This is a genomic window from Pseudomonas sp. BW7P1 (assembly GCF_024981055.1).
Taxonomy (GTDB): domain Bacteria; phylum Pseudomonadota; class Gammaproteobacteria; order Pseudomonadales; family Pseudomonadaceae; genus Aquipseudomonas; species Aquipseudomonas bananamidigenes.
In genome coordinates, this window is sequence record NZ_CP103374.1 from 4,179,442 (window position 1) to 4,196,567 (window position 17,126).

The window sequence follows — 17,126 nt, forward strand, 5'->3', positions numbered from 1 at the left end:
GCGCTCCTACAGGCTGGCGACCAGCGTCTGCTGGTCGTCGTTGAAGTCGATCAGGCCCACTTGCAGGCCCACAGGGGTGATGGTCACGAAGTCATAGCGCCGACACGTCCGACCGTATTGCTGGATCAACACGCGCAGCAGCTCCGGGTTCAGCGACAGTTGCGCGTTGCTGAACTTCAACAACACGACGTCCCAGTCCCGGTCGGGCTGGCGTTCCTCGATCTCCACGTAACCGACGCCCAGGCGCTCGAAAATGCGTTTCATGCCGGCGGTACTGCCGGCGTCGATCGAGTTGACGAAGGCGTATTTCACGCGCAACCGGAACAGGCTTTCCGGCTCGCCGGCGAAGCGTGTTACGTCACGCTGCCAAGCCCAAAGCTCAAGGATGCTCAGGTGGCACGTATCGGGATCGATCTGTGAATAGGGCCAGCGCAGCCACCCGGAGACGGTTTCCCACCAGGACTGTGCAGCGGCCAACAACTTGGCCAGCTCGGTGCCGCCCAGCCAGAAAGGTAATTTCAGCTTGGTCATTGCGCCGTCACCTTCAACTGGCCCAGGCGCGGAATGTTCAGACCGCTGATGATGTCCTGGCCGGGTAGAAAGCGCAGGGAAGCGACATCGGCGAACTGCTGGTGGAGTTCTTCACTCAGGCGGCTATAGCTGAATCGCGACTGTGGATAAGTCAGCGTCGGCTGGTAGTCGGTCGCGGTGCTTTCGCGAAACGCCGCCCGCACGAAAAGCTCGACCTCTTTCACCAGGGCGCTGATTCGCTCGGCGCTCAAGTTCGGCTTGGGCCAGAGCCACAGCGTCACTGTCGCCGGGACTTCGGGCATGACCATTGCCAGCAGATCGTCGCCATGGCCGTGGTTGCCCTGGTCGCGAATGTGCGCGTTGATTTGCTCCAGGTATGTCGCCGCCGGCACGCCGGCATCAAACAGAATGTAGGCATTGGCGCTGCCCGGCCCACGGGGTGCGCCATGTTCGAAGTACACGCCATCCGGACGCACGCCCGGGAAGGCGGAAATCATGGCACGATACACCGCGTCGGTGTGCCACTGGTTAACCGCCGAGAACTGGTTACGCACGCGCAGGCGCAACTGGTCGTTGGGTTCCGGATCTGCACCTGGTGAAGCCAGCCAACCGTCTTTGTTCACCACCTGGACAATGCCAGGGATCGGCACCGGCAGGATCGCGTAGTAACCCGGGGCCAGGTTAAAACCGCTGCCGGCCTCGATCGCCTCGACCGGAACGTCCAGTTGCAACTGGCCCTGCTGGAACGTCGCCGGCGCCGTGGTGACCAGTTGATAAACGTTGCTGTTGATCGCGGCAGACTGCACCACAATGCCCTTTTCCAGCTGCAGCACGCCGTCCGGAACAGCCCGGGTGAACAGCAGTTTCCCCTGGGCCTTGGTCGCACCTTTACGCTCAACGTTGACCGCCCATGCCAGCGTGTCCAGCCAAGCATCGACCGCTGTTTTCACAAAGAAGTTGGGCAGTACGGTCAGGCACAGGAAATCCAGCAGCCACAGTACCGGCTTGGTCACCAGCGCAGTCATCACCCGCCAGAACGGCGAATAGCTGCTGGTGTTGGCCACCTTGGCGCCCTGGGCCTCGACCTCTTTTTCCCACGCGGCCTTCAATCCCGCCTCGGTGGTCGGGATGCCGGCATCGGCGATCACCTTTTTAAAATCGACGCTCACAGGCTGACCTCAATCGATCCGAATTTGATGGTTTTGGCAGTGACCAGGTACACGCCCGGCGCCTGCTCCGTGATGCGCGCCGTCCCTGGCACCAGACGCACGTCGTCCTCCACCAGCAGCTCCATCTGCTGAATGCAGTCGCGTTGGCGCAGGCGATCGCGCTCGGCCACCAGCGTCACCAGCAGCCCGCTGTCGCGGATCATATGGGCGATGTCCTGGGCAATGCAGGCGCGGTCATCGACCAGCAGCGGCTGGTGCGACGGATCCAGCGCCAGGTCGTTGCCAACGATCAGCAGATCCACGTATTCGCTCATCCGCCCACCGCCATGGCGACCATGTTTTCCATCTCCAGCGGGGTCATCGGCTTACCGGTGTTGATGGTCACGTTCTCCACATGAGTTCCCTTGTTCTGGCTGCTGTTGTTGTTCTGGATGCTGGTCAGCAGGCCACCCGGCGGCACTGCAGACGGACGCGCCGGCGACAGGCTGGGGATTGCCGCGTTGATGGTCTGTTGGGCTTTCTGCGCAGCGTTGGCGGTGTCGGAGGCACTGGCAGCGGCGTCGACGCCTGGCACCTCGGGCAAACCGCCGAAGCGCGCTTCGATGTTCACGCCGGGGATGCTGTTCAGCAGCTCGATCACGCCGTTAACGGCCTTGGTGAAAATACCGACGATGCTGTCCCACGCGGCCTTGGCCATGCCTGACCATCCGCCCATTGAGTTGAACCAGTCGGACAGCTTCTGGAACGTCTCGGAAACGGCTTGAAACGCGGCGGTATTCATCAGGGCCGTCGTCCATTCGTCCCAGTAGTAGACGGCTGCAGCGATCGCGGCGACCAGGGCAACGATGCCGACCACGATCCACACCACCGGGTTGGCCAACAGTGCCGCGTTGACCAGCCAGATCGCGCCCTGCCAAAGCATCATGGCGCCGCGAATCAGCGCCAGGCCGGCGCTCAGCGTGTAGATCACGGCGACGTAAGCCAGGATGGCCAGCTTCTGCAGGATGAACACCGCGACGGTGCGCAGCCCCATCAGTTGGAAGACTTTCCAGACGGTCAGCATCCCCAGCCAGGTCATGCGCGCAATGCCCACCACCATGGTCAGGGCCGACATCGCGGCGACGATGCCCATGATCGACAGCGCAGTGATGCCGACCACGCGGGTGATGTTCGGAAACAGCTGCGACCAGCGCACCAGGGTTTTGCCGATGTCCACCATCTTGGTCATGAACGGCGACAGCACCGGGATCAGCACCTGGCCAAACACGGTTCGCATGACCTCGACCAGGGACGCCCATTGCTGCCAGGGATCAACCATCGCCCGGGCCATCTGCTCGGCGTTCTCCAGCCCGCGCACTTTGCCCAGTTGCTCGATGCCGTTGCGCAGCCGATCGGTGTCCTTGGCCAGCGCGCCGATCACCTGGGCACCTTCGCCGCCGAAGGCCTCCATCAGCTTGGCGCCGGCGGAGGCGCTGGTCAGGTCGCCGAACTTGCCCTGGAGCTTGTCCAGGATGGACATCATCGGCAGCACCTTGCCCTGCTGGTCGGTGAACTTCATCCCGAGCTTTTCCGAGGCGGCGCCGATGTTCTCGAAAAACGCCTTGTAGCGTCCGCCCGCGTCGCCGCCCTCCATGGTGCTGCTCAGCGTGCCGATCACCGCCATCTGTTCAGCCAGGTCGACGCCGGAAGTCGTGGCGATCGCCCCGGCTTCCTTGAAGGCGTCTTTCATGGCTGCGCCACTAGTGCGGAACAGCTGCACCGCCAGCGCCGTCTGGCCGCCGAGTTTTTCCACCCACGCGCCCTTCCCCATCGCATCGGCTTGGGACTTCTGCAGGTTGTAGAGCGTGCCGACGTATTCGCCCATGGTTTCGGCGTCGGTCTTGGTGGCCTTGGCCAGCAGGTTGCTGGTGTTGGTAAACGTCGCCAGCTGGTTGCCGGCAAGGCCCTTTATGGCGCCCTCAATGAGATACGCGGACGCCACAAAGTCCTTGGCGTTCTCGCCGTAGTTCACCGCGAACTCCAGCGATTTACTATTCAGCGCCGCCAGCGCGTCTTCGGCCACGCCCAGCGAGCGAACGTCGCCCAGAGCGCGGTTGACTTCCAGCGCCGGTTCCATGGATTCGCGGATGGCGACCACGCCTGCAGTCAGACCGCCCAAGCCCAGGCCGATCGTCTTAATGTGCTTCTCGCTTTGATCGGAAAGCTCGGCAAAGCCCATTTTCACCTTGCCCAGGGGCGCGGTGACTTTATCGGTCAGGCTCAGAATGAAAGCCAGGCTGGCGCTACGGTCTGCCAAAATCGTTACCCGTTCAGCGCAAGGGCAATGCCGTTAGCCACGGCAAACTCCATGCGTCTCCAGTGTTCGTCCTCCAGCCACTTGGCCGTGCCCATCGCCTCGGGCGTGGGTTCGGCACCAGGTAGCCAGCGGTTCGTCAGGGCCATCAGTTGGCCCAGTCCGTTTTCGCTCAGGCGCTCAGCGTGCTCGAGCGCTTTTTTACGATCACCTCAACGTTGGGCGCGTATTCCTCCAGCAGCGCACCGGCGAGCTGCATCACCATCACCGGGTTGGCCAGCAACGGTTTCAACACGGTTTTTTGATCCTGCAGCACGGTGTTCATCAGCAGGTTATTGCCCGGGGCGACCTTGTTGGTTTGGGTCAGCGCGTTGAAATACTTGGTCACATCCGCCGGCGTCAGGTTGAAGGTGAATTCGTTTTCGCCGACTTCCAGGGTGATTTCGGTGTTTTGTTGGCTCATGGGGTATCGCTCTTTTTGAGGTTGGAAAAAGTGGTGTCCTGGTGCGCGGGCGCTCGCTGGCACACGCCACGGACGTATTGCTGCAGTCCGACGATCATTTGCCGGCTTTGGGTGAGTTGATCTCGGAGGGTGAAATAATCCGGTCGAGCGTCTGCAGCGAGTTCGGCGCGTCCTGCATCAGCCACGCGGGCGGTGCCGGCGTTGGCGGACACAGATCCGGAGGCGGGACAGGTGGCGCTGACGTACAGCCGGCCAGTGCCATTGCCAACAGCGCCGCGCAGGCGTTCGTTCTCAGTGCGTGCATCAATCAATTCCTTGGTGTTTCGTTGGTCGATCGCGTCCCGCTCGGCGAGCATTTCGCCGCTGATGCGTGCCGCTTCGCGCAGGCCGCTGGCCTCCCATTTCACGCTGTCGCGCTCGCGCCTGGCTTCGTCGCGCTGGCCTTTGAGCGTGTCGAAACCGGTCCAGGCAACCAGGCACAACACGACCAGAAACAAGGCCTCGCGCAGCATTACAGACCCTCCGCACACAGGCGGGATTCGGCCAGCCGGCGGTTGTGCAGGCCCGGCACAAAGCGCTTCTGGCCCTTGGCATCAGTCACAAAGGCCCATACCGGCGTCTTGCCGTCCGGTGCCCATGCCAGGGCTTTGCAGCCTTCTGCAATGCGTCCGGCGTTGATAAGCGCGACCGCTCGACTGGCGCAGGTGCTGGTCACGCCGAAGTTGTGGCCGTGACTGGTCAGTGCGTCGAAGGTGTTTTGGCCCACGTTCGGGTTGGTGATGCACTCGGCCAACTGCAGCTGCGTTTTGCGGATCACCAGTTGCTCGACCTCGGCGCACTTGGCGGGCGACCAGTAGTCGCCGACCACGACCGGGTACGGGCTGGTAAACCGGGTGATGCCCTTGCACACCGTGGGCAGTTCGCCGGCGAGCTTGTCCGCGTAAACGGTGTTCTGGCCGTTGCCTTCCCAGGTGCCCAGAAAGATCACCAACGGGGTGCTGGCCAGCGCGATCACGCCGGCCATGATCCTGCCGCGCAGGCTCATGGGAACCACACTCGCAACAGTGCCGGCACCACCATCTGCAGGCCGGCGCCAACCAGCGTCAGGATGGTCAGCAAGCGCCCGACTTTGGAGCCGATCACGTTGACCGCCAGGGTCAACGCCTGCTGTCCCTTGTTCAGTTCCTTGAGCTGACCAGTCATGTTTTCGAATTGCTGCTCAAGCTTGGTCACGCGAGTCGGCACGGTGTCGTGACGACCTTCAAACTCGTTCATGCGGTGCTCGATCACGGCGATTTGCCGCTCCAGCGTTCCCAGACGCGAAGTTTCAGTGGTCATCGGCGTTTACTCTTCTCGACGTCCGTCTGGCACGGGACGCACCGGGTTATGCCACCGTGCGCCTGGCGCGCCGGCGGGATTGGTTTGTCGCAGTCCTGGCAATGGGTCAGGCTCGGCCCGACCGGCACGGGCTTGCTCAGTTGGGCCTTGATCGCCTGGTCACGTTGGCGTTGCTCCAGCTCCTGGGCACGGTCGAACCAGTCCACCATCAGCGCAGCCCCTCGGTTTCAGCAGCGGCCAGGTACGGAACGCCGTTGATGCGGATGAAATCCGGGCTGGTGACGTCGAACGGCACCTTGTGTTTGCTCTTCTCGCCGCCCTTGGGATCGATCGACAGCAGGCTGGAGACCTTCACCCGGCAACCGAATGCTTCCACGCGCATTTCTTCGTCCTCGCCGGCCTTGGCAAAGAACACCGCGTCAAAGGGTTTCAGCTCTCGGAAACTGCCCGCCGAGCGGGCGGCATCCACCAGCAAGTTGAAATTGGTGCTGTCCAGTTCCAGTTCGCCGGCGGCGGCGACGTCGCCGTCCACGTAGCCGTCCGGCACGCCACGGGTTTGGGCCACTGCCGAGTTGTCGGTGATGTCCAGGGTGCAGCTTTCAACGTGCAGCGCGATGTCGCCCAGGTTCACGTCAAAGTTCTTGCCGCCAATCTTTGCCATGGGGCGTTACTCCGTTTTGTCGGTGGAAAGATCCAAGGCGATGTTCGCGGTCAGGTCTTTCGGGCAGTTGAGGGGTTTGAGCTTGAAGTAGGCGACCACCTTGGTTTTGCTCAGCCAGGTCAGCACCAGGTCGCCGTCCTTTGGCGGCTCGATGTCGCCGGGGAATACCTGGCCAGCAAAGGTGATGGACTTGGCCATGGCGCGCAGCGGCGCCATCAACTGGTTGGTGTTGACGGCCATGCTGTTGGGCGTGTTGTTCAAGCGGCGATCGGCCACGCGCCGGATCAGCAGCGCCCGGATCAGGCGAGCGGCCTTGTCGGTGATACGCAGGTACTCCACGACCTGAAAGTCACTGCCGGGGGTGTCCAGCATGTTGCCGTCACCCCAATACACGCCCGGGTAGTCCGGATAGGTCTGCGACACCGAGTAGCGCGCTCGATCCAGCTCGCTGCGCACAGCCGACGGCAATGGGATTTTTTCGCCGTCAACTGGCACAGGGCCAAGGCCCAGCACGGGGCCAGTGGCGACACGCATCGGACTATCCGCAATGCTCACCGAGGCGTTAGCCAGGCGGCCGGCGAGAACGCCCAGGTCATTGCCGTGCAGTTGCGGAACGACCAGAACACGGGGTGCGGCCAGGTTGGCCAACAGCGTTTTTCGCTCGCCCATGTACTGCGCCCAGGTCTGGTCGGCAGTGACGCCAGGCGCGGACGCCATGACGAACACGCGGCGTCCATAGGTGTTGCTCAATGAGATTGCAGCGTCATGCATGGCCGAGATTTCCGCCGGCGCGGTCACCGGTTTGGTAATCACCACGGACTCGACGGAGTAGCCCTGTTGCTGGGCCTTCTCCAATGCATCGACCCAATTGCCCTCGGCGCCGATCGGAGCGGCAACGCATGCCCAACGCTGGCCACCGTTGAGACGGGCAGCGGTGATTTGGGTTTTCAGGTCGCTGGCCGGAACGCCCAGGGCGGCATCCAGGTCGCTGTCCGTGTTCAGCGGCAGGAACTGGCCGACGTTCTTGCCGGCGGGGCCGATGAAAAGAAAGTAACGCTCAATCTCGCTCACAGGCCCTTGGCCCAGGTTGAGATTGTCGACGGTGACTTGACCGAGTGCCATGCAGTGCCTCGTTAGCGGGGTGAATTTAGGATTTGTTGCAACACCTGGTTAATCAGCAAGTTGGTGTCGCGTTCGGTTTCGGCGCCGATGAACTGGCGTTTGGGCAGCGTGATTTCCCAGCTCTGCGCGCCCGACGACTCGCTGCGCTGGTCGTCCAGGATGCGGATCAACAGACCCGCCTTGGCGTAATTCACATGTTCTTGAATCCACGCTACGGACGGCCTGGTCAGGCTCCTTTTGCCGGCCTGGCGCACGCGGAAACCCAACCGACGCAAGCGCTTGGCTTGTTTCTCGGTGGCAGCCAGGCCGGGCGGGGTTTTGTTCCAGCGGCGCATCTGTGCGGCGGTGCGGCGTTCGCTGACACCGTTGTGTTGCTGGGCGGCGACCCATCGGGTCAGGGCGTTTTTCCAGCCCAGTTCCGCTTCGTCAGCGGTCACGCGGGTGACCACCATCAACTTGGCCAGGCCGGCTTCCATCTTCTTTTTGCCTTTGCCATCGCCCCGGCGCGGAGCGAACGGCGTGCCGTCCAGGTTCTGCTGGTCGCGCACACGCTTGCGGCTCATCGTCCGCACGCGCTTGGTCACCTGGTTCAGCAAACGCCGGCGCAACTGCGGCGGCAGGCTCAGCAACGCCAGTTGCTCGCGCACGCCCAAGCGTCCGCGCACGTCGAGTTCGAACGTGCTACGCCCCGCCATTGGTGGCCACCTCGCCGCGCTCAGCGATCCACAGGTCAAACGGGATGAACGCCCAGGACTTGCCGAAGGCTTGGATCTCGCCGTCCGGATCTTCGGAGAGGTACTGCGGCTCGACGAATTCCAGCGTGACTTCAACGTCGAACAGATCGTTGTCCAGCGGCTCCACGGCGAATTCCGGCGCTGGCAATTCGTGGCGGTCGCGATCGGCGTCGTGGGTCTCCAGCCAACTGCCCACCAGGGCCATCATGCGGGCCGGATTGGCGGCGAAACGCTCCAGGACAATCACGGCGCGATAGTGCATGTCGGCAAAGTGCATGCCGTCGACGTCGGGTTTCCAGATCAGCGACAGCTTGACCTGCTCCGTCCAGCTGTCGAGCTGTTCAGGCTCGACCAGGCGGCGTTCCAGCAGGTAGGCGGTCAACGCCTGTAGCTTGGTCATAGCAGTGTCGCCGTGATGCGGCCACGGCCCTGCAGGGCGCGCACAGCCTGCTGACTGAATGCGAGAAACGTGTCTTCACGCTCCGGCGCTTCCTTGCCGGTGTTCTCTGCGCTCTCGCGGCGGGTCACAGTGGCGAACTGCTGCAGGGCGCTGGCCTTGGCGCGGCAATACACGGCACGCTTGTACAGCTTGGCTTTGAATGCACGCTCAGGCAGCAGCATCGGATCGGCTGTTTCCACGGCGGTGATGCCTGCTGCCAGCCAACTGGACTTGAGCTTGGCCAGGTCGGTATTGACCTCGGCCATCGCGATAAACATGGCGTCGGTCAGCAGGTCGCCCAGGAACTCCGCCGGCAGGCGGTAGCCCTTCTGGAACTCGGCCACGGAGAGGTTCGGCCAGAAGCCGTCGTTCTCGATCGCCTTTTCCACGATGGTGGTGGGTTTCCCGGAAAAGCTCATTGCTGACCGCTCGAATTAGGGCGGGGAGACTGTTTTCCGTGGGGCTGGCCATGAATGGCAGACACACGTCCACAGTTCCCCGCTGGGGGGGTAGTCGGTTATTGGGCGCCGGTGACGGCGGGTGTTTGTTTGGCGATTGCCTTACGGCACTTCGCAATGCGTGTCTCGTTGCCGGCCTTGGCGTGCAACTCGGTAGATCGCTCCAGGTGCTTGAGCGCCGTTTCCCACTGCTCGGCCTCCATGGCGCGCATGCCGATCAACTTGTGGTACTTGCTCGGGATCTGTTCGGGCAGATCCCATTCACCGTCGACACGCGGCAGCAGGTCGGACAGGTACGGCTCCGGGCTGCGCTGGGCGTTGTATTCACGGAAAGCCCATTCGATCACCGCGTCCGCCACGAAGGTCTGCACGTTGCGCTTGAAGCGCTCCGGCATTTCCTGGCCCTGCTCGATCGCGAAGTCCGCCAGTTCCAGGCCGTCTTCAAACTGCTCGGTGTCGAACAGCCAGACCATCACCTGCACCAGGACGGGGTTCTGCATGACCAGGCCCGAATCCATGTAGCGCTGGATGAAGTCCTGATACTTGGGCAGCAACTCAGTTCGCTTAAGCGTTTGCTTGCTCGCCAAGTTCTTTAAATCGCTCAAGCGCTTCAGGTCTTCATTCAGCGAGGCTTCCATCAGCAGAAGGTGCTTTTTCGCGTTGGCCGGACTGCTCAGGGCTTCCGCCGGCGAATACGCCAGCGGTGCCGCTGCAGCAGCGATCACTGCAGCGGTTCCCTGAGCCAAAATGCGGCGCTTGTGGGCAAGGGCCAGGCTCACTTCACCAGCTCCACGTTCTCGGTCAGCGCGATTTTCTCCAGCTGCTCAATCACGTAGCCCTCGTTGCGGCTGTTGTAATCCTCGACGCGGGAACGCTTCGCGTTGTCCACGGTTTGCTTGCGCCAGCTGGAGTCCTGGAAGTAAATCGACAGGTTGTCCCAACTGGTGACCAGCACGCCGTTGACCGGGAAGAACGGAACGCTAAAGCTCGGCAGACCGCCGTAGGTGGCGATCACCTGGGCGTCCTCGATGCGCTCTTTCTCGGTCGGGGTGTCGCCCTGCTTGGCGTACAGCTTGGCTTTGTCAGAGGCCAACAGGTCGGAACCTATGATCGCCACCAGGTCGCCGCCGTCGCGCAGGCGTTCGTCCACCATTTGCTTGGTGTCGTGCACCAGGGCGTCGAGATTTGCGTAATCGCCGCTCGGCCCCATGGTGACCTTGCCAGGTGTCTTGCCTTCCTTGAGCACCTGCTGCGGTGCCTGCTCGCGCAGTTGCTGCAGCCAGCCTTTGTTCACGTCCTGCAACATCGGATAGGCGCCGATGTCGGTCTGCGCTGCCGCGTGGGTGCCGTGGAAACCGACCATGATGCGATCCAGGGCGATCTGTTTCTGCACGGCGGCGGAGTAGCGTTGATGGAAGTCAGGGAATTTGGCCCAGGCATCGATCTTCGCGTAAGGCAGGCCCACATCCGATTCGGTCGACGACAGTTCGTAGGTGCTGTTATCCAGCGCCGAAGCGTCCTTCGCCTCGCGGTCGGTGGTCTTGGTATTGGTGCGGCCAGTCACTGGGCCAGACACGCCAAGGAAGACCTTTTCGCCCTTGATCTCGGTCACCGGCAGGACGTTGATGCGTTGCAGGAAGTCCGACTTGGCGGTGATAGCCTCGTTCAGTTCCTGGGCAATCGACGGCTCAACGGAAAACATCTTGCTTGCCAGCTCGACACCGTAGGTCTCGGCGATAGCCAGCTGCATTTCTACGTACATCTTGGCGCCGTAGGCGCTCAGGGAACGAGCCATGGTCAGAGCACCCGCGCTTTGGACTTGTCAGTCGGGCCTGAATTGCGCGGCAACTGACGTCCGGTGGAGGTGTTCTGCAGCGCAGTGAACTGCTTCTGCAGGCTGGTCAGCGCTGCAAGCACTGCCTTGTTGCCGCCGCCGTTGCGCTTGAATTCACGCTGTTCCTCGGCAGTGGTGACGATCTCGTCGACAGCCGTGCTGACGTCATCGATCGGGGCTTGATCGGGTTCCGGCGCGTCTTCGGCTGCAGGCTCGATCACGGCCTGAATGCCGGCAGCGACGACCAGCAGCTGGGCCAGCAGGGCTTTCAAGGCCGTTGCGGTAGCTTCATCCATTGGGGGTTTGCTCTCGGTTGGGGTTTGCGGAGTGGTTTCGGTGGGCGTGTCTTCAATGCCGAAACGCTTGAACAGCCGGGTGAACATGGCGCCCAGGCGCCCGATCTCGCCCTGCCGCTCGGTTTCGCTCAAAGAGCCAAGTTCGTGGGAGGCGGCGTAATACGAATCGCGGCTGGTACGGCTGGAAAAGTAGAGTTCCTGAGTACCGACGCTGGCGGGTTCGTCAGTGACCGCGATGCCGGTCATATAGGCTTTGCCACGGCCCCGGAAATTCGGGCTGATCTCGATGCTGGTGAAGAGCTTTTCGCCGGCGTCGTTGAGGCGCAGCAACTTGTCGTTGGGCTTCAGCTGGGCCTCAAGGGCAACTTGGCCAGGCTCCAGGTCTTCCGCGTCCTCGATGAGGCGCACAGCGAACACAGTGCCGAACGAACCGAACCAACGATCGTGTTCACACCAGATAACGGCGGTGTACAGGTTTGGCGCGTACGTCTCGGCGATGTCGCGCAGTTCCTGGGGCAGGATCTCGCGGCCATCGACGGTCGGGCCGCTGGTGGCAACACGTTTCCAGTAGGAGACAAGGGAACGGGGCATGGTCGGTGACTGCGCTCAATCGTTGAATGAGCCGCCACGATAGGGAGCCGTTTTGCCCCAAACAAACGGTTGGTTTTCGGCGCTCTCCTATTTTCCGGATATAGGCGAATGCCGGGATTTAACCCCGCGTTTCCAGCGTTTTCGCCGCATAGACTGGGGCCCATGAACTACCCGACCGAAGTCAAAGAAGCCGCAAAACGCCTCTACCTCCGCCGCTGTTCGGTGAAGGAAATCCAGGCGCATTTGAAGCTGCCTAACATCCGCATCCTCTACTACTGGATTCGCCAAGGCGGCTGGGACGAGATGCTGACGGATGAAGAACCGTTGAGCGCCGTCAACCGGCGAATCACCCTGATTCTGGAGAAGATAGAACCGCTGACGAAAGCCGAACTGGACGAGCTGGAGCGGCTAACAAGCCTGCTTGAGCGACTGAAAAAGCTTGCGGCCAAACCTGCGCAGGCGGCGGCAACAGATCGTCCGGACGAACCTCGCGAACGTCAGCCTGGTCAACGCCGTGAGCGTGGCGAGAGCGGCGGCAAGAAGCGCGAAAAGAAGACAAAGAACGACATCAGCGGCCTGACCGAAGTGGACTTCCTGGATAAGTTCATCTCGAAAATGTACGGCTACCAGAAAGAACTGTTCGAGGCGAAACAGAATCCACTGACCCGACGTGTTCGGAACATCCTCAAAAGCCGTCAGGTCGGCCTGACCTACTACTTCGCTGGCGAGGCGTTCATGGACGCCGTGTTGAGCGGTGATAACCAGGTGTTTCTGTCCGCCAGCCGATCGCAGTCGGAAATTTTCCGAAGCTACATCATCCAGTTCGCCCAGCAGTGGTTCGGCATTGAGCTTACGGGCAACCCGATCACCCTGAGCAACGGCGCCGAGCTGCGCTTTCTCAGCACCAACAGCAGCACCGCCCAGGGGTATCACGGCCACGTCTATGTGGATGAATACTTCTGGATTCGCGACTTCGAAAAACTCAGCACCGTCGCCAGTGCTATGGGCACCCACAAGAAATGGCGCAAAACCTATTTCTCGACGCCCAGCGCGGTGTCGCACCAGGCGTACCCGTTCTGGTCGGGTGAAGAGTTTCGCAACAGCAAGCGCGGCAAAAAGGCCGGCGGCGTGTGGCCAAGCGAAGCGGCTTACACGCAGGGCGCGCTGTGCCCGGACGGCCAGTGGCGCAAGACGATCACCCTGGACGATGCGATCGCCGGCGGCTGCGATCTGTTCGACCTCGAGCAGCTGCAGTTGGAGTACGACGAAGACAAGTTCCAGCAGCTGTTCTACTGCAAGTTCATCGATAGCACGCAAAGCGCATTCAGTCTCAAGGATCTGGAGCGCTGCTACTCGGATCTGTCGTTGTGGGAGGACTACAACCCTGATCTGGATCGCCCGTTTGGCAACAGTCCGGTCTGGCTGGGCTACGACCCGAGCCGCACACGCGACGACGCCACCTGCGTGGTCATCGCGCCGCCGCTCGAACCCGGGGCGAAGTTCAGGATTCTGGAAAAACACAGTTGGCGGGGCCACTCGTTCACCTACCAGGCCGCGCAGGTCAAGAAGCTGACCGAGCGCTTTAACGTGCAGCACATCGGCATCGATATCACCGGCGTGGGTTACGGCGTGTTCGACCTGGTGCGCGACTTCTACGCCAAGGCAACACCGATTCATTACAGCCTGGAAGCGAAAAACGCCCTGGTGCTGAAAGCCCAGGACACGATCCAGGGCAGCCGCATCGAGTGGGACGCCGGTTGGACGGACATTGCCCAGGCATTCCTGACCATCAAGCGCGGCGCCACCAACAGCGGCCAGATCACCTACAGCGCATCCCGTACCGAAGCCACCGGTCACGCCGACATTGCCTGGGCGGTGATGCACGCCCTGTCCAACGAACCGTTGAACACCAACAAGCGGCGCCGTAGCCGCTACGTCACGAGTAACCAGAGCAGCCATGGCCAACCGCAAACGCAGAAAGCACCACGTAGCCCAACCACAGCAGCAACCGATGCGCTCGTTTACGTTCGGGGAGCCGGAACAAGTGCTGTCCGGCAACATCGGCGAGTACGTGGGCGTGTTTCCAAGCGACGACGGCAAAATCTACAAGCCGCCAGTATCGCGGGCCGGCCTGGCGAAGCTGTTGCGCGCCAACGCGCACCACGGAGCCATTCCGAAGTTCAAGCGCAACCTGCTGTTGCGTGAGTTCATCGCCTCGGCTGGCTGCAGCACTGAGGCGATGGGACGCGCCGGACTGGACTACATGGTGTTTGGCGAAGCGTACTTCTACAACGACACCAACGCATTCGGCCAGGTGCTGGAGCTGCAGCACCTGCCGGCGATCAACATGCGCGTAAAGGTCGACGGCGGCTACGTGATGCTGCTGCCGGACAACAAGGAAATGGAGTTCGAGGCGCACGAAATCTCCCACGTCCTGGACTACGACGTGGAACAGAACATTTACGGTATTCCGGACTACCTGGGGGGCTTGCAGGCGTTGCTGCTGAATGAGGCCGCCACCCTCTTCCGCCGGCGCTACTACAGCAACGGCGCGCATGCCGGTTACATCTTTTACACCAACGACCCGGATCTGACCGAAGAGGACGAAGACGAGCTGCGCGCCCAAATCAGCGCGAGCAAAGGCGTGGGCAACTTCCGCTCGATGTTCGTCAACATCCCCAACGGCAAAGAGAACGCGATCCAGATCATCCCGGTAGGCGACTTCCAGGCGAAAGACGAGCTGGAGAAGGTGAAGAACATCACCCGAAACGACGTCATCGCGGCCTGGCGGATGAACCCTGCATTGGCCGGCATCATCCCGGAGAACACCGGCGGATTCGGTGACATCGAGAAAATCGATCGCGTGTACACCAGCAACGAGATTCGACCGATTTGCCAGTTGTTCGATCAGCTTAATGACCGGTTACGCGAAGACAGGCGATTTAGCTGGAAACCTGCGCAAAATGCAGTGGATGCCACTTCATGAAATGCCTTTAGAAGCGAATGCCACTACAAATTGTGGCAATATGGTGGCGATCAGCTGCCCCTGGGGAGGGACACTATGAGAGTTGTATGCAAGTGCGGCCACAAGGGCCGAATTGCTTCACGGGAAGAGGTAACAACGGAATTCGTGAAGCTGTACTGCCAATGCCTGGACGCCAAGTGCGGGCACACGTGGGTGTCAAACCTCACGTTCTCACACACGCTCAGCCCTTCATCGCAGACCTTCGAACGAATGTTGATCGATCGGTTTCGCGAGTTGCCCAGGGCAAAGCAGCGGGAGCTTTTCGAGCAGTTGGGATCGCAGGCGGTGGCGTAACTGCAAATCGCCAACGCAGAAGCGTCGGCGATCGGGATCACTCAAGGAATGAGATTCAGCCCTCTACTGGCTCCTTTGGGTTTACGGCCAGTATCTCGGCAACTCGACGGACTTGCTGCTGCTCCACCTGGCTCAACCGTCGATAGAGATCGATCAAACGACGCTCGATATTTGTGAGTCCGGACGTATCGAACTCGGTTTTCTCGAACGTGGTGCGATCGTTCATCTTGCGATCCAACATGCTTACTACTCCATAAAGTGCATTGCTGAATCGACGTTATCGGGGCGGCAAACCGCATTGAAACAGAGGCGCGACTAATGAGTCAGGTGCATTGTTGCGAGTTACTTCCGCTGGCGAGCAGCATCGTCTGCCATGGCTTCGAGAAAGCGACGAATTGCTTTTTGATCCTCGTCAGAAATGTTTCTGAATTGGTGAATCAATTCTTCTTCCGCAGCGCTAAAAAGTTGGCCCAGTGGCGTCGATCGCCGACCGGTAAGCACGTAAGCCGCGTCAACACCACGCTCCTCAAGCGCAGTGACATAACGGAGATCGAGAGAATTTGCTCCCAACTCGTAGTTCTTCTGTGTGCCTCTGCTAACGCCTAGCAGCACACCAAAATCAGTTTGATTTAACCCCAAGCGCTCGCGCTCTTCCCTGAGGCGTTCACCCACTCGATCCGCTATGAGCATTTTTTTAGCCACCACCATTGACTTGATCATTTTTTTGACCAAGAATCACCACAGATAAACGCAAACAAACAGAAACGAACAAGGGGAGCACTATGCCCGCCACCGTTACGCACGAGCAAGCCCGGGCGGCGCTTGATCGAAAAGGCGTCAGCATTGCGGAATTCAGCCGCAGGCATGGGCTGAACAAAAATTTAGTCAGCGACCTGTTGAACGGTCGGATCAAAGGTCGCCGTGGGGAGGCACATCGAGCAGCCGTCCTACTCGGAATCAAAGACGGCGAAATTGAACAGTAGTGCCACGGTTCAACAGGGAAAAGTAGAAGATGAAAAGTCTGATCCTAGATACACGCAGGGAAGTTACCAGCGAGATTATTCGAACCTACGCCGGTGGCCGCGAGGCTGCAGCGAACCGTTTGGGAATGAAGCTCAAAAAGTTCGATAACCATGCCTACGAAAATGCTGGATGCTCGCCCCTCACTGACGCGCAGATATTCATGCTCGAACAGGAAAGCGGCACTTACCACCTGGCTAACTACGTCGCCTCAATGTACGGGGGTCGCTTTATCCCCGTTGCCGACCCGGAAACACTCGACAACGTCGAACTCTATGCCCGCTCTTTGCAAGTCGCAGCCAAACGCGGCTGCGTTGACCAGGCTATTGCTCAAGCACTTGAGGACGGATCAATCAGCGAAGAAGAAGCCGAACTGATTCTGGATGCCAACAACCTGCACTTGGCAGCCCGCCACGCCGAAGTATTGGCAGCGATCGCCCTCTACCGCGAAGGGAAAGCCCAATGAACAATCTGCCCGCAGTACAGGAATATCAGGACATGCTCAAAGCCGCAGCGCTGGTCTTCCTTGAGCGTCACCAATGCGAACACCTGAGCGACGACCAGCAGTTGCTGAAACGCGCAGTCCAACACCTGGTTGCCGACTTTGACGTGCTGACACCTACCGCGGAAAAAATGGTTCACCTGGCCTACAGCGATCTGTCTGCAGCCAGCGATCGGCAGCGTCTGGATGTTCTGACCAGCACGCCTACACACACCGTAATCACGGATACAGGCACCGGTGAGGTATGGGCCATCCCTGTCAGCCTGATTTATGAACGCATTCTGAACGCACCGGACAACGGGCGCTTCCGTATCACCACTCCGTAACACCCACCCCAAAAGATCCCGATTCCCCAT

The 17,126-nt window shown here is 60.7% G+C and carries 26 protein-coding genes; 6 read left to right on the forward strand and 20 right to left on the reverse strand.

Features of this window, described 5'->3' with window-relative positions; all coding sequences use genetic code 11:
- Positions 1-6 precede the first annotated feature (6 nt).
- From NWV16_RS18715 to NWV16_RS18800, 18 genes are all read right to left on the reverse strand, one after another.
- Positions 7-531, reverse strand: coding sequence for a phage tail protein (locus NWV16_RS18715; RefSeq protein WP_260520271.1), 525 nt, complete (start codon positions 529-531; stop codon positions 7-9).
- A complete protein-coding gene (locus NWV16_RS18720) occupies positions 528-1,700 on the reverse strand; it encodes a baseplate J/gp47 family protein (RefSeq protein WP_260520272.1) in 1,173 nt (390 codons plus the stop codon). Before NWV16_RS18720 ends, NWV16_RS18715 begins: the two co-directional genes overlap by 4 nt.
- Positions 1,697-2,014 (reverse strand): DUF2590 family protein, encoded by a 318-nt coding sequence (locus NWV16_RS18725; RefSeq protein WP_065257737.1) that lies wholly within the window; start codon positions 2,012-2,014, stop codon positions 1,697-1,699. Before NWV16_RS18725 ends, NWV16_RS18720 begins: the two co-directional genes overlap by 4 nt.
- Positions 2,011-3,996 (reverse strand): phage tail tape measure protein, encoded by a 1,986-nt coding sequence (locus NWV16_RS18730; protein WP_260520273.1) that lies wholly within the window; start codon positions 3,994-3,996, stop codon positions 2,011-2,013. The genes NWV16_RS18725 and NWV16_RS18730 overlap by 4 nt, the downstream gene beginning before the upstream one ends.
- A gap of 5 nt (positions 3,997-4,001) precedes the next feature.
- Positions 4,002-4,142, reverse strand: coding sequence for a DUF6890 family protein (locus NWV16_RS18735; RefSeq protein WP_039013052.1), 141 nt, complete (start codon positions 4,140-4,142; stop codon positions 4,002-4,004).
- Positions 4,143-4,165: 23 nt separating this feature from the next.
- A complete protein-coding gene (locus tag NWV16_RS18740; protein WP_260520274.1) occupies positions 4,166-4,456 on the reverse strand; it encodes a putative phage tail assembly chaperone in 291 nt (96 codons plus the stop codon).
- On the reverse strand, positions 4,453-4,968 hold the full coding sequence (locus NWV16_RS18745; protein WP_260520275.1) for a lysis protein: 516 nt from the start codon (positions 4,966-4,968) through the stop codon (positions 4,453-4,455). The genes NWV16_RS18740 and NWV16_RS18745 overlap by 4 nt, the downstream gene beginning before the upstream one ends.
- Positions 4,968-5,501: a lysozyme gene (locus tag NWV16_RS18750; RefSeq protein WP_260520276.1), complete on the reverse strand. Its 534-nt coding sequence runs from the start codon at positions 5,499-5,501 to the stop codon at positions 4,968-4,970. Before NWV16_RS18750 ends, NWV16_RS18745 begins: the two co-directional genes overlap by 1 nt.
- On the reverse strand, positions 5,498-5,794 hold the full coding sequence (locus NWV16_RS18755; RefSeq protein WP_260520277.1) for a hypothetical protein: 297 nt from the start codon (positions 5,792-5,794) through the stop codon (positions 5,498-5,500). The genes NWV16_RS18750 and NWV16_RS18755 overlap by 4 nt, the downstream gene beginning before the upstream one ends.
- Positions 5,791-6,003, reverse strand: coding sequence for a TraR/DksA C4-type zinc finger protein (locus NWV16_RS18760; protein ID WP_102685930.1), 213 nt, complete (start codon positions 6,001-6,003; stop codon positions 5,791-5,793). The genes NWV16_RS18755 and NWV16_RS18760 overlap by 4 nt, the downstream gene beginning before the upstream one ends.
- On the reverse strand, positions 6,003-6,455 hold the full coding sequence (locus tag NWV16_RS18765) for a phage protein (protein WP_065257744.1): 453 nt from the start codon (positions 6,453-6,455) through the stop codon (positions 6,003-6,005). Before NWV16_RS18765 ends, NWV16_RS18760 begins: the two co-directional genes overlap by 1 nt.
- Positions 6,456-6,461: 6 nt before the next feature.
- Positions 6,462-7,577 (reverse strand): DUF2586 domain-containing protein, encoded by a 1,116-nt coding sequence (locus tag NWV16_RS18770; RefSeq protein ID WP_260520278.1) that lies wholly within the window; start codon positions 7,575-7,577, stop codon positions 6,462-6,464.
- Between the two features lie 11 nt (positions 7,578-7,588).
- Positions 7,589-8,272, reverse strand: coding sequence for a phage virion morphogenesis protein (locus tag NWV16_RS18775; protein ID WP_260520279.1), 684 nt, complete (start codon positions 8,270-8,272; stop codon positions 7,589-7,591).
- Positions 8,259-8,711, reverse strand: coding sequence for a phage tail protein (locus NWV16_RS18780; protein ID WP_260520280.1), 453 nt, complete (start codon positions 8,709-8,711; stop codon positions 8,259-8,261). Before NWV16_RS18780 ends, NWV16_RS18775 begins: the two co-directional genes overlap by 14 nt.
- Positions 8,708-9,169: a head completion/stabilization protein gene (locus NWV16_RS18785; protein ID WP_260520281.1), complete on the reverse strand. Its 462-nt coding sequence runs from the start codon at positions 9,167-9,169 to the stop codon at positions 8,708-8,710. The genes NWV16_RS18780 and NWV16_RS18785 overlap by 4 nt, the downstream gene beginning before the upstream one ends.
- 98 nt (positions 9,170-9,267) lie before the next feature.
- Positions 9,268-9,987 (reverse strand): phage terminase small subunit, encoded by a 720-nt coding sequence (gene gpM / locus NWV16_RS18790; RefSeq protein ID WP_260520282.1) that lies wholly within the window; start codon positions 9,985-9,987, stop codon positions 9,268-9,270.
- The gene (locus tag NWV16_RS18795) at positions 9,984-11,003 is read right to left on the reverse strand and encodes a phage major capsid protein, P2 family (protein ID WP_260520283.1); all 1,020 of its coding nucleotides are present in this window, start codon (positions 11,001-11,003) and stop codon (positions 9,984-9,986) included. The genes gpM and NWV16_RS18795 overlap by 4 nt, the downstream gene beginning before the upstream one ends.
- A gap of 2 nt (positions 11,004-11,005) precedes the next feature.
- Positions 11,006-11,929 (reverse strand): GPO family capsid scaffolding protein, encoded by a 924-nt coding sequence (locus NWV16_RS18800; protein ID WP_260520284.1) that lies wholly within the window; start codon positions 11,927-11,929, stop codon positions 11,006-11,008.
- Between the two features lie 162 nt (positions 11,930-12,091).
- On the opposite strand from NWV16_RS18800, the gene NWV16_RS18805 reads away from it, so the two are divergent.
- From NWV16_RS18805 to NWV16_RS18815, 3 genes are all read left to right on the forward strand, one after another.
- Positions 12,092-14,134, forward strand: a complete 2,043-nt coding sequence (locus tag NWV16_RS18805) for a terminase large subunit domain-containing protein (protein ID WP_260520285.1) — start codon at positions 12,092-12,094, stop codon at positions 14,132-14,134.
- Entirely contained in the window at positions 14,073-14,915 is an 843-nt protein-coding gene (locus tag NWV16_RS18810) for a phage portal protein (protein WP_260520286.1), read from the forward strand. Before NWV16_RS18805 ends, NWV16_RS18810 begins: the two co-directional genes overlap by 62 nt.
- Before the next feature lie 75 nt (positions 14,916-14,990).
- The gene (locus NWV16_RS18815) at positions 14,991-15,248 is read left to right on the forward strand and encodes an ogr/Delta-like zinc finger family protein (RefSeq protein ID WP_041074615.1); all 258 of its coding nucleotides are present in this window, start codon (positions 14,991-14,993) and stop codon (positions 15,246-15,248) included.
- A 55-nt stretch (positions 15,249-15,303) separates the two neighbouring features.
- Here NWV16_RS18815 and NWV16_RS18820 read toward each other — a convergent pair whose 3' ends face one another.
- Together NWV16_RS18820 and NWV16_RS18825 are read right to left on the reverse strand one after the other, a co-directional pair.
- Positions 15,304-15,489 carry a hypothetical protein gene (locus tag NWV16_RS18820; RefSeq protein ID WP_260520287.1) on the reverse strand — a complete coding sequence of 62 codons (186 nt, stop codon included), beginning with the start codon at positions 15,487-15,489 and terminating at the stop codon, positions 15,304-15,306.
- A gap of 101 nt (positions 15,490-15,590) precedes the next feature.
- Complete coding sequence (locus NWV16_RS18825) at positions 15,591-15,938, reverse strand: helix-turn-helix domain-containing protein (protein ID WP_173892726.1); 348 nt, start codon at positions 15,936-15,938, stop codon at positions 15,591-15,593.
- A 92-nt stretch (positions 15,939-16,030) separates the two neighbouring features.
- Between NWV16_RS18825 and NWV16_RS18830 the strand changes: the two genes are divergently transcribed.
- From NWV16_RS18830 to NWV16_RS18840, 3 genes are read left to right on the forward strand one after another with little or no spacing between them, the layout of a single operon-like run.
- Positions 16,031-16,231 carry a DNA-binding protein gene (locus NWV16_RS18830; protein ID WP_260520288.1) on the forward strand — a complete coding sequence of 67 codons (201 nt, stop codon included), beginning with the start codon at positions 16,031-16,033 and terminating at the stop codon, positions 16,229-16,231.
- Between the two features lie 29 nt (positions 16,232-16,260).
- Complete coding sequence (locus NWV16_RS18835; RefSeq protein ID WP_260520289.1) at positions 16,261-16,734, forward strand: YmfL family putative regulatory protein; 474 nt, start codon at positions 16,261-16,263, stop codon at positions 16,732-16,734.
- The gene (locus NWV16_RS18840) at positions 16,731-17,096 is read left to right on the forward strand and encodes a hypothetical protein (protein WP_260520290.1); all 366 of its coding nucleotides are present in this window, start codon (positions 16,731-16,733) and stop codon (positions 17,094-17,096) included. The genes NWV16_RS18835 and NWV16_RS18840 overlap by 4 nt, the downstream gene beginning before the upstream one ends.
- Positions 17,097-17,126 lie beyond the last annotated feature (30 nt).

Coding starts and splice junctions, on each gene's coding strand:
- NWV16_RS18760 (WP_102685930.1), bottom strand. CDS start 6,003: ATGGTGGACTGGTTCGACCGTGCCCAGGAGCTGGAGCAACGCCAACGT.
- NWV16_RS18765 (WP_065257744.1), bottom strand. CDS start 6,455: ATGGCAAAGATTGGCGGCAAGAACTTTGACGTGAACCTGGGCGACATC.
- NWV16_RS18735 (WP_039013052.1), bottom strand. CDS start 4,142: ATGGCCCTGACGAACCGCTGGCTACCTGGTGCCGAACCCACGCCCGAG.
- NWV16_RS18755 (WP_260520277.1), bottom strand. CDS start 5,794: ATGACCACTGAAACTTCGCGTCTGGGAACGCTGGAGCGGCAAATCGCC.
- NWV16_RS18740 (WP_260520274.1), bottom strand. CDS start 4,456: ATGAGCCAACAAAACACCGAAATCACCCTGGAAGTCGGCGAAAACGAA.
- NWV16_RS18770 (WP_260520278.1), bottom strand. CDS start 7,577: ATGGCACTCGGTCAAGTCACCGTCGACAATCTCAACCTGGGCCAAGGG.
- NWV16_RS18750 (WP_260520276.1), bottom strand. CDS start 5,501: ATGAGCCTGCGCGGCAGGATCATGGCCGGCGTGATCGCGCTGGCCAGC.
- NWV16_RS18835 (WP_260520289.1), top strand. CDS start 16,261: ATGAAAAGTCTGATCCTAGATACACGCAGGGAAGTTACCAGCGAGATT.
- NWV16_RS18815 (WP_041074615.1), top strand. CDS start 14,991: ATGAGAGTTGTATGCAAGTGCGGCCACAAGGGCCGAATTGCTTCACGG.
- NWV16_RS18745 (WP_260520275.1), bottom strand. CDS start 4,968: ATGCTGCGCGAGGCCTTGTTTCTGGTCGTGTTGTGCCTGGTTGCCTGG.
- NWV16_RS18775 (WP_260520279.1), bottom strand. CDS start 8,272: ATGGCGGGGCGTAGCACGTTCGAACTCGACGTGCGCGGACGCTTGGGC.
- NWV16_RS18830 (WP_260520288.1), top strand. CDS start 16,031: ATGCCCGCCACCGTTACGCACGAGCAAGCCCGGGCGGCGCTTGATCGA.
- NWV16_RS18805 (WP_260520285.1), top strand. CDS start 12,092: ATGAACTACCCGACCGAAGTCAAAGAAGCCGCAAAACGCCTCTACCTC.
- NWV16_RS18785 (WP_260520281.1), bottom strand. CDS start 9,169: ATGAGCTTTTCCGGGAAACCCACCACCATCGTGGAAAAGGCGATCGAG.
- NWV16_RS18820 (WP_260520287.1), bottom strand. CDS start 15,489: ATGTTGGATCGCAAGATGAACGATCGCACCACGTTCGAGAAAACCGAG.
- NWV16_RS18715 (WP_260520271.1), bottom strand. CDS start 531: ATGACCAAGCTGAAATTACCTTTCTGGCTGGGCGGCACCGAGCTGGCC.
- NWV16_RS18795 (WP_260520283.1), bottom strand. CDS start 11,003: ATGGCTCGTTCCCTGAGCGCCTACGGCGCCAAGATGTACGTAGAAATG.
- NWV16_RS18725 (WP_065257737.1), bottom strand. CDS start 2,014: ATGAGCGAATACGTGGATCTGCTGATCGTTGGCAACGACCTGGCGCTG.
- NWV16_RS18825 (WP_173892726.1), bottom strand. CDS start 15,938: ATGCTCATAGCGGATCGAGTGGGTGAACGCCTCAGGGAAGAGCGCGAG.
- NWV16_RS18840 (WP_260520290.1), top strand. CDS start 16,731: ATGAACAATCTGCCCGCAGTACAGGAATATCAGGACATGCTCAAAGCC.
- NWV16_RS18780 (WP_260520280.1), bottom strand. CDS start 8,711: ATGACCAAGCTACAGGCGTTGACCGCCTACCTGCTGGAACGCCGCCTG.
- NWV16_RS18800 (WP_260520284.1), bottom strand. CDS start 11,929: ATGCCCCGTTCCCTTGTCTCCTACTGGAAACGTGTTGCCACCAGCGGC.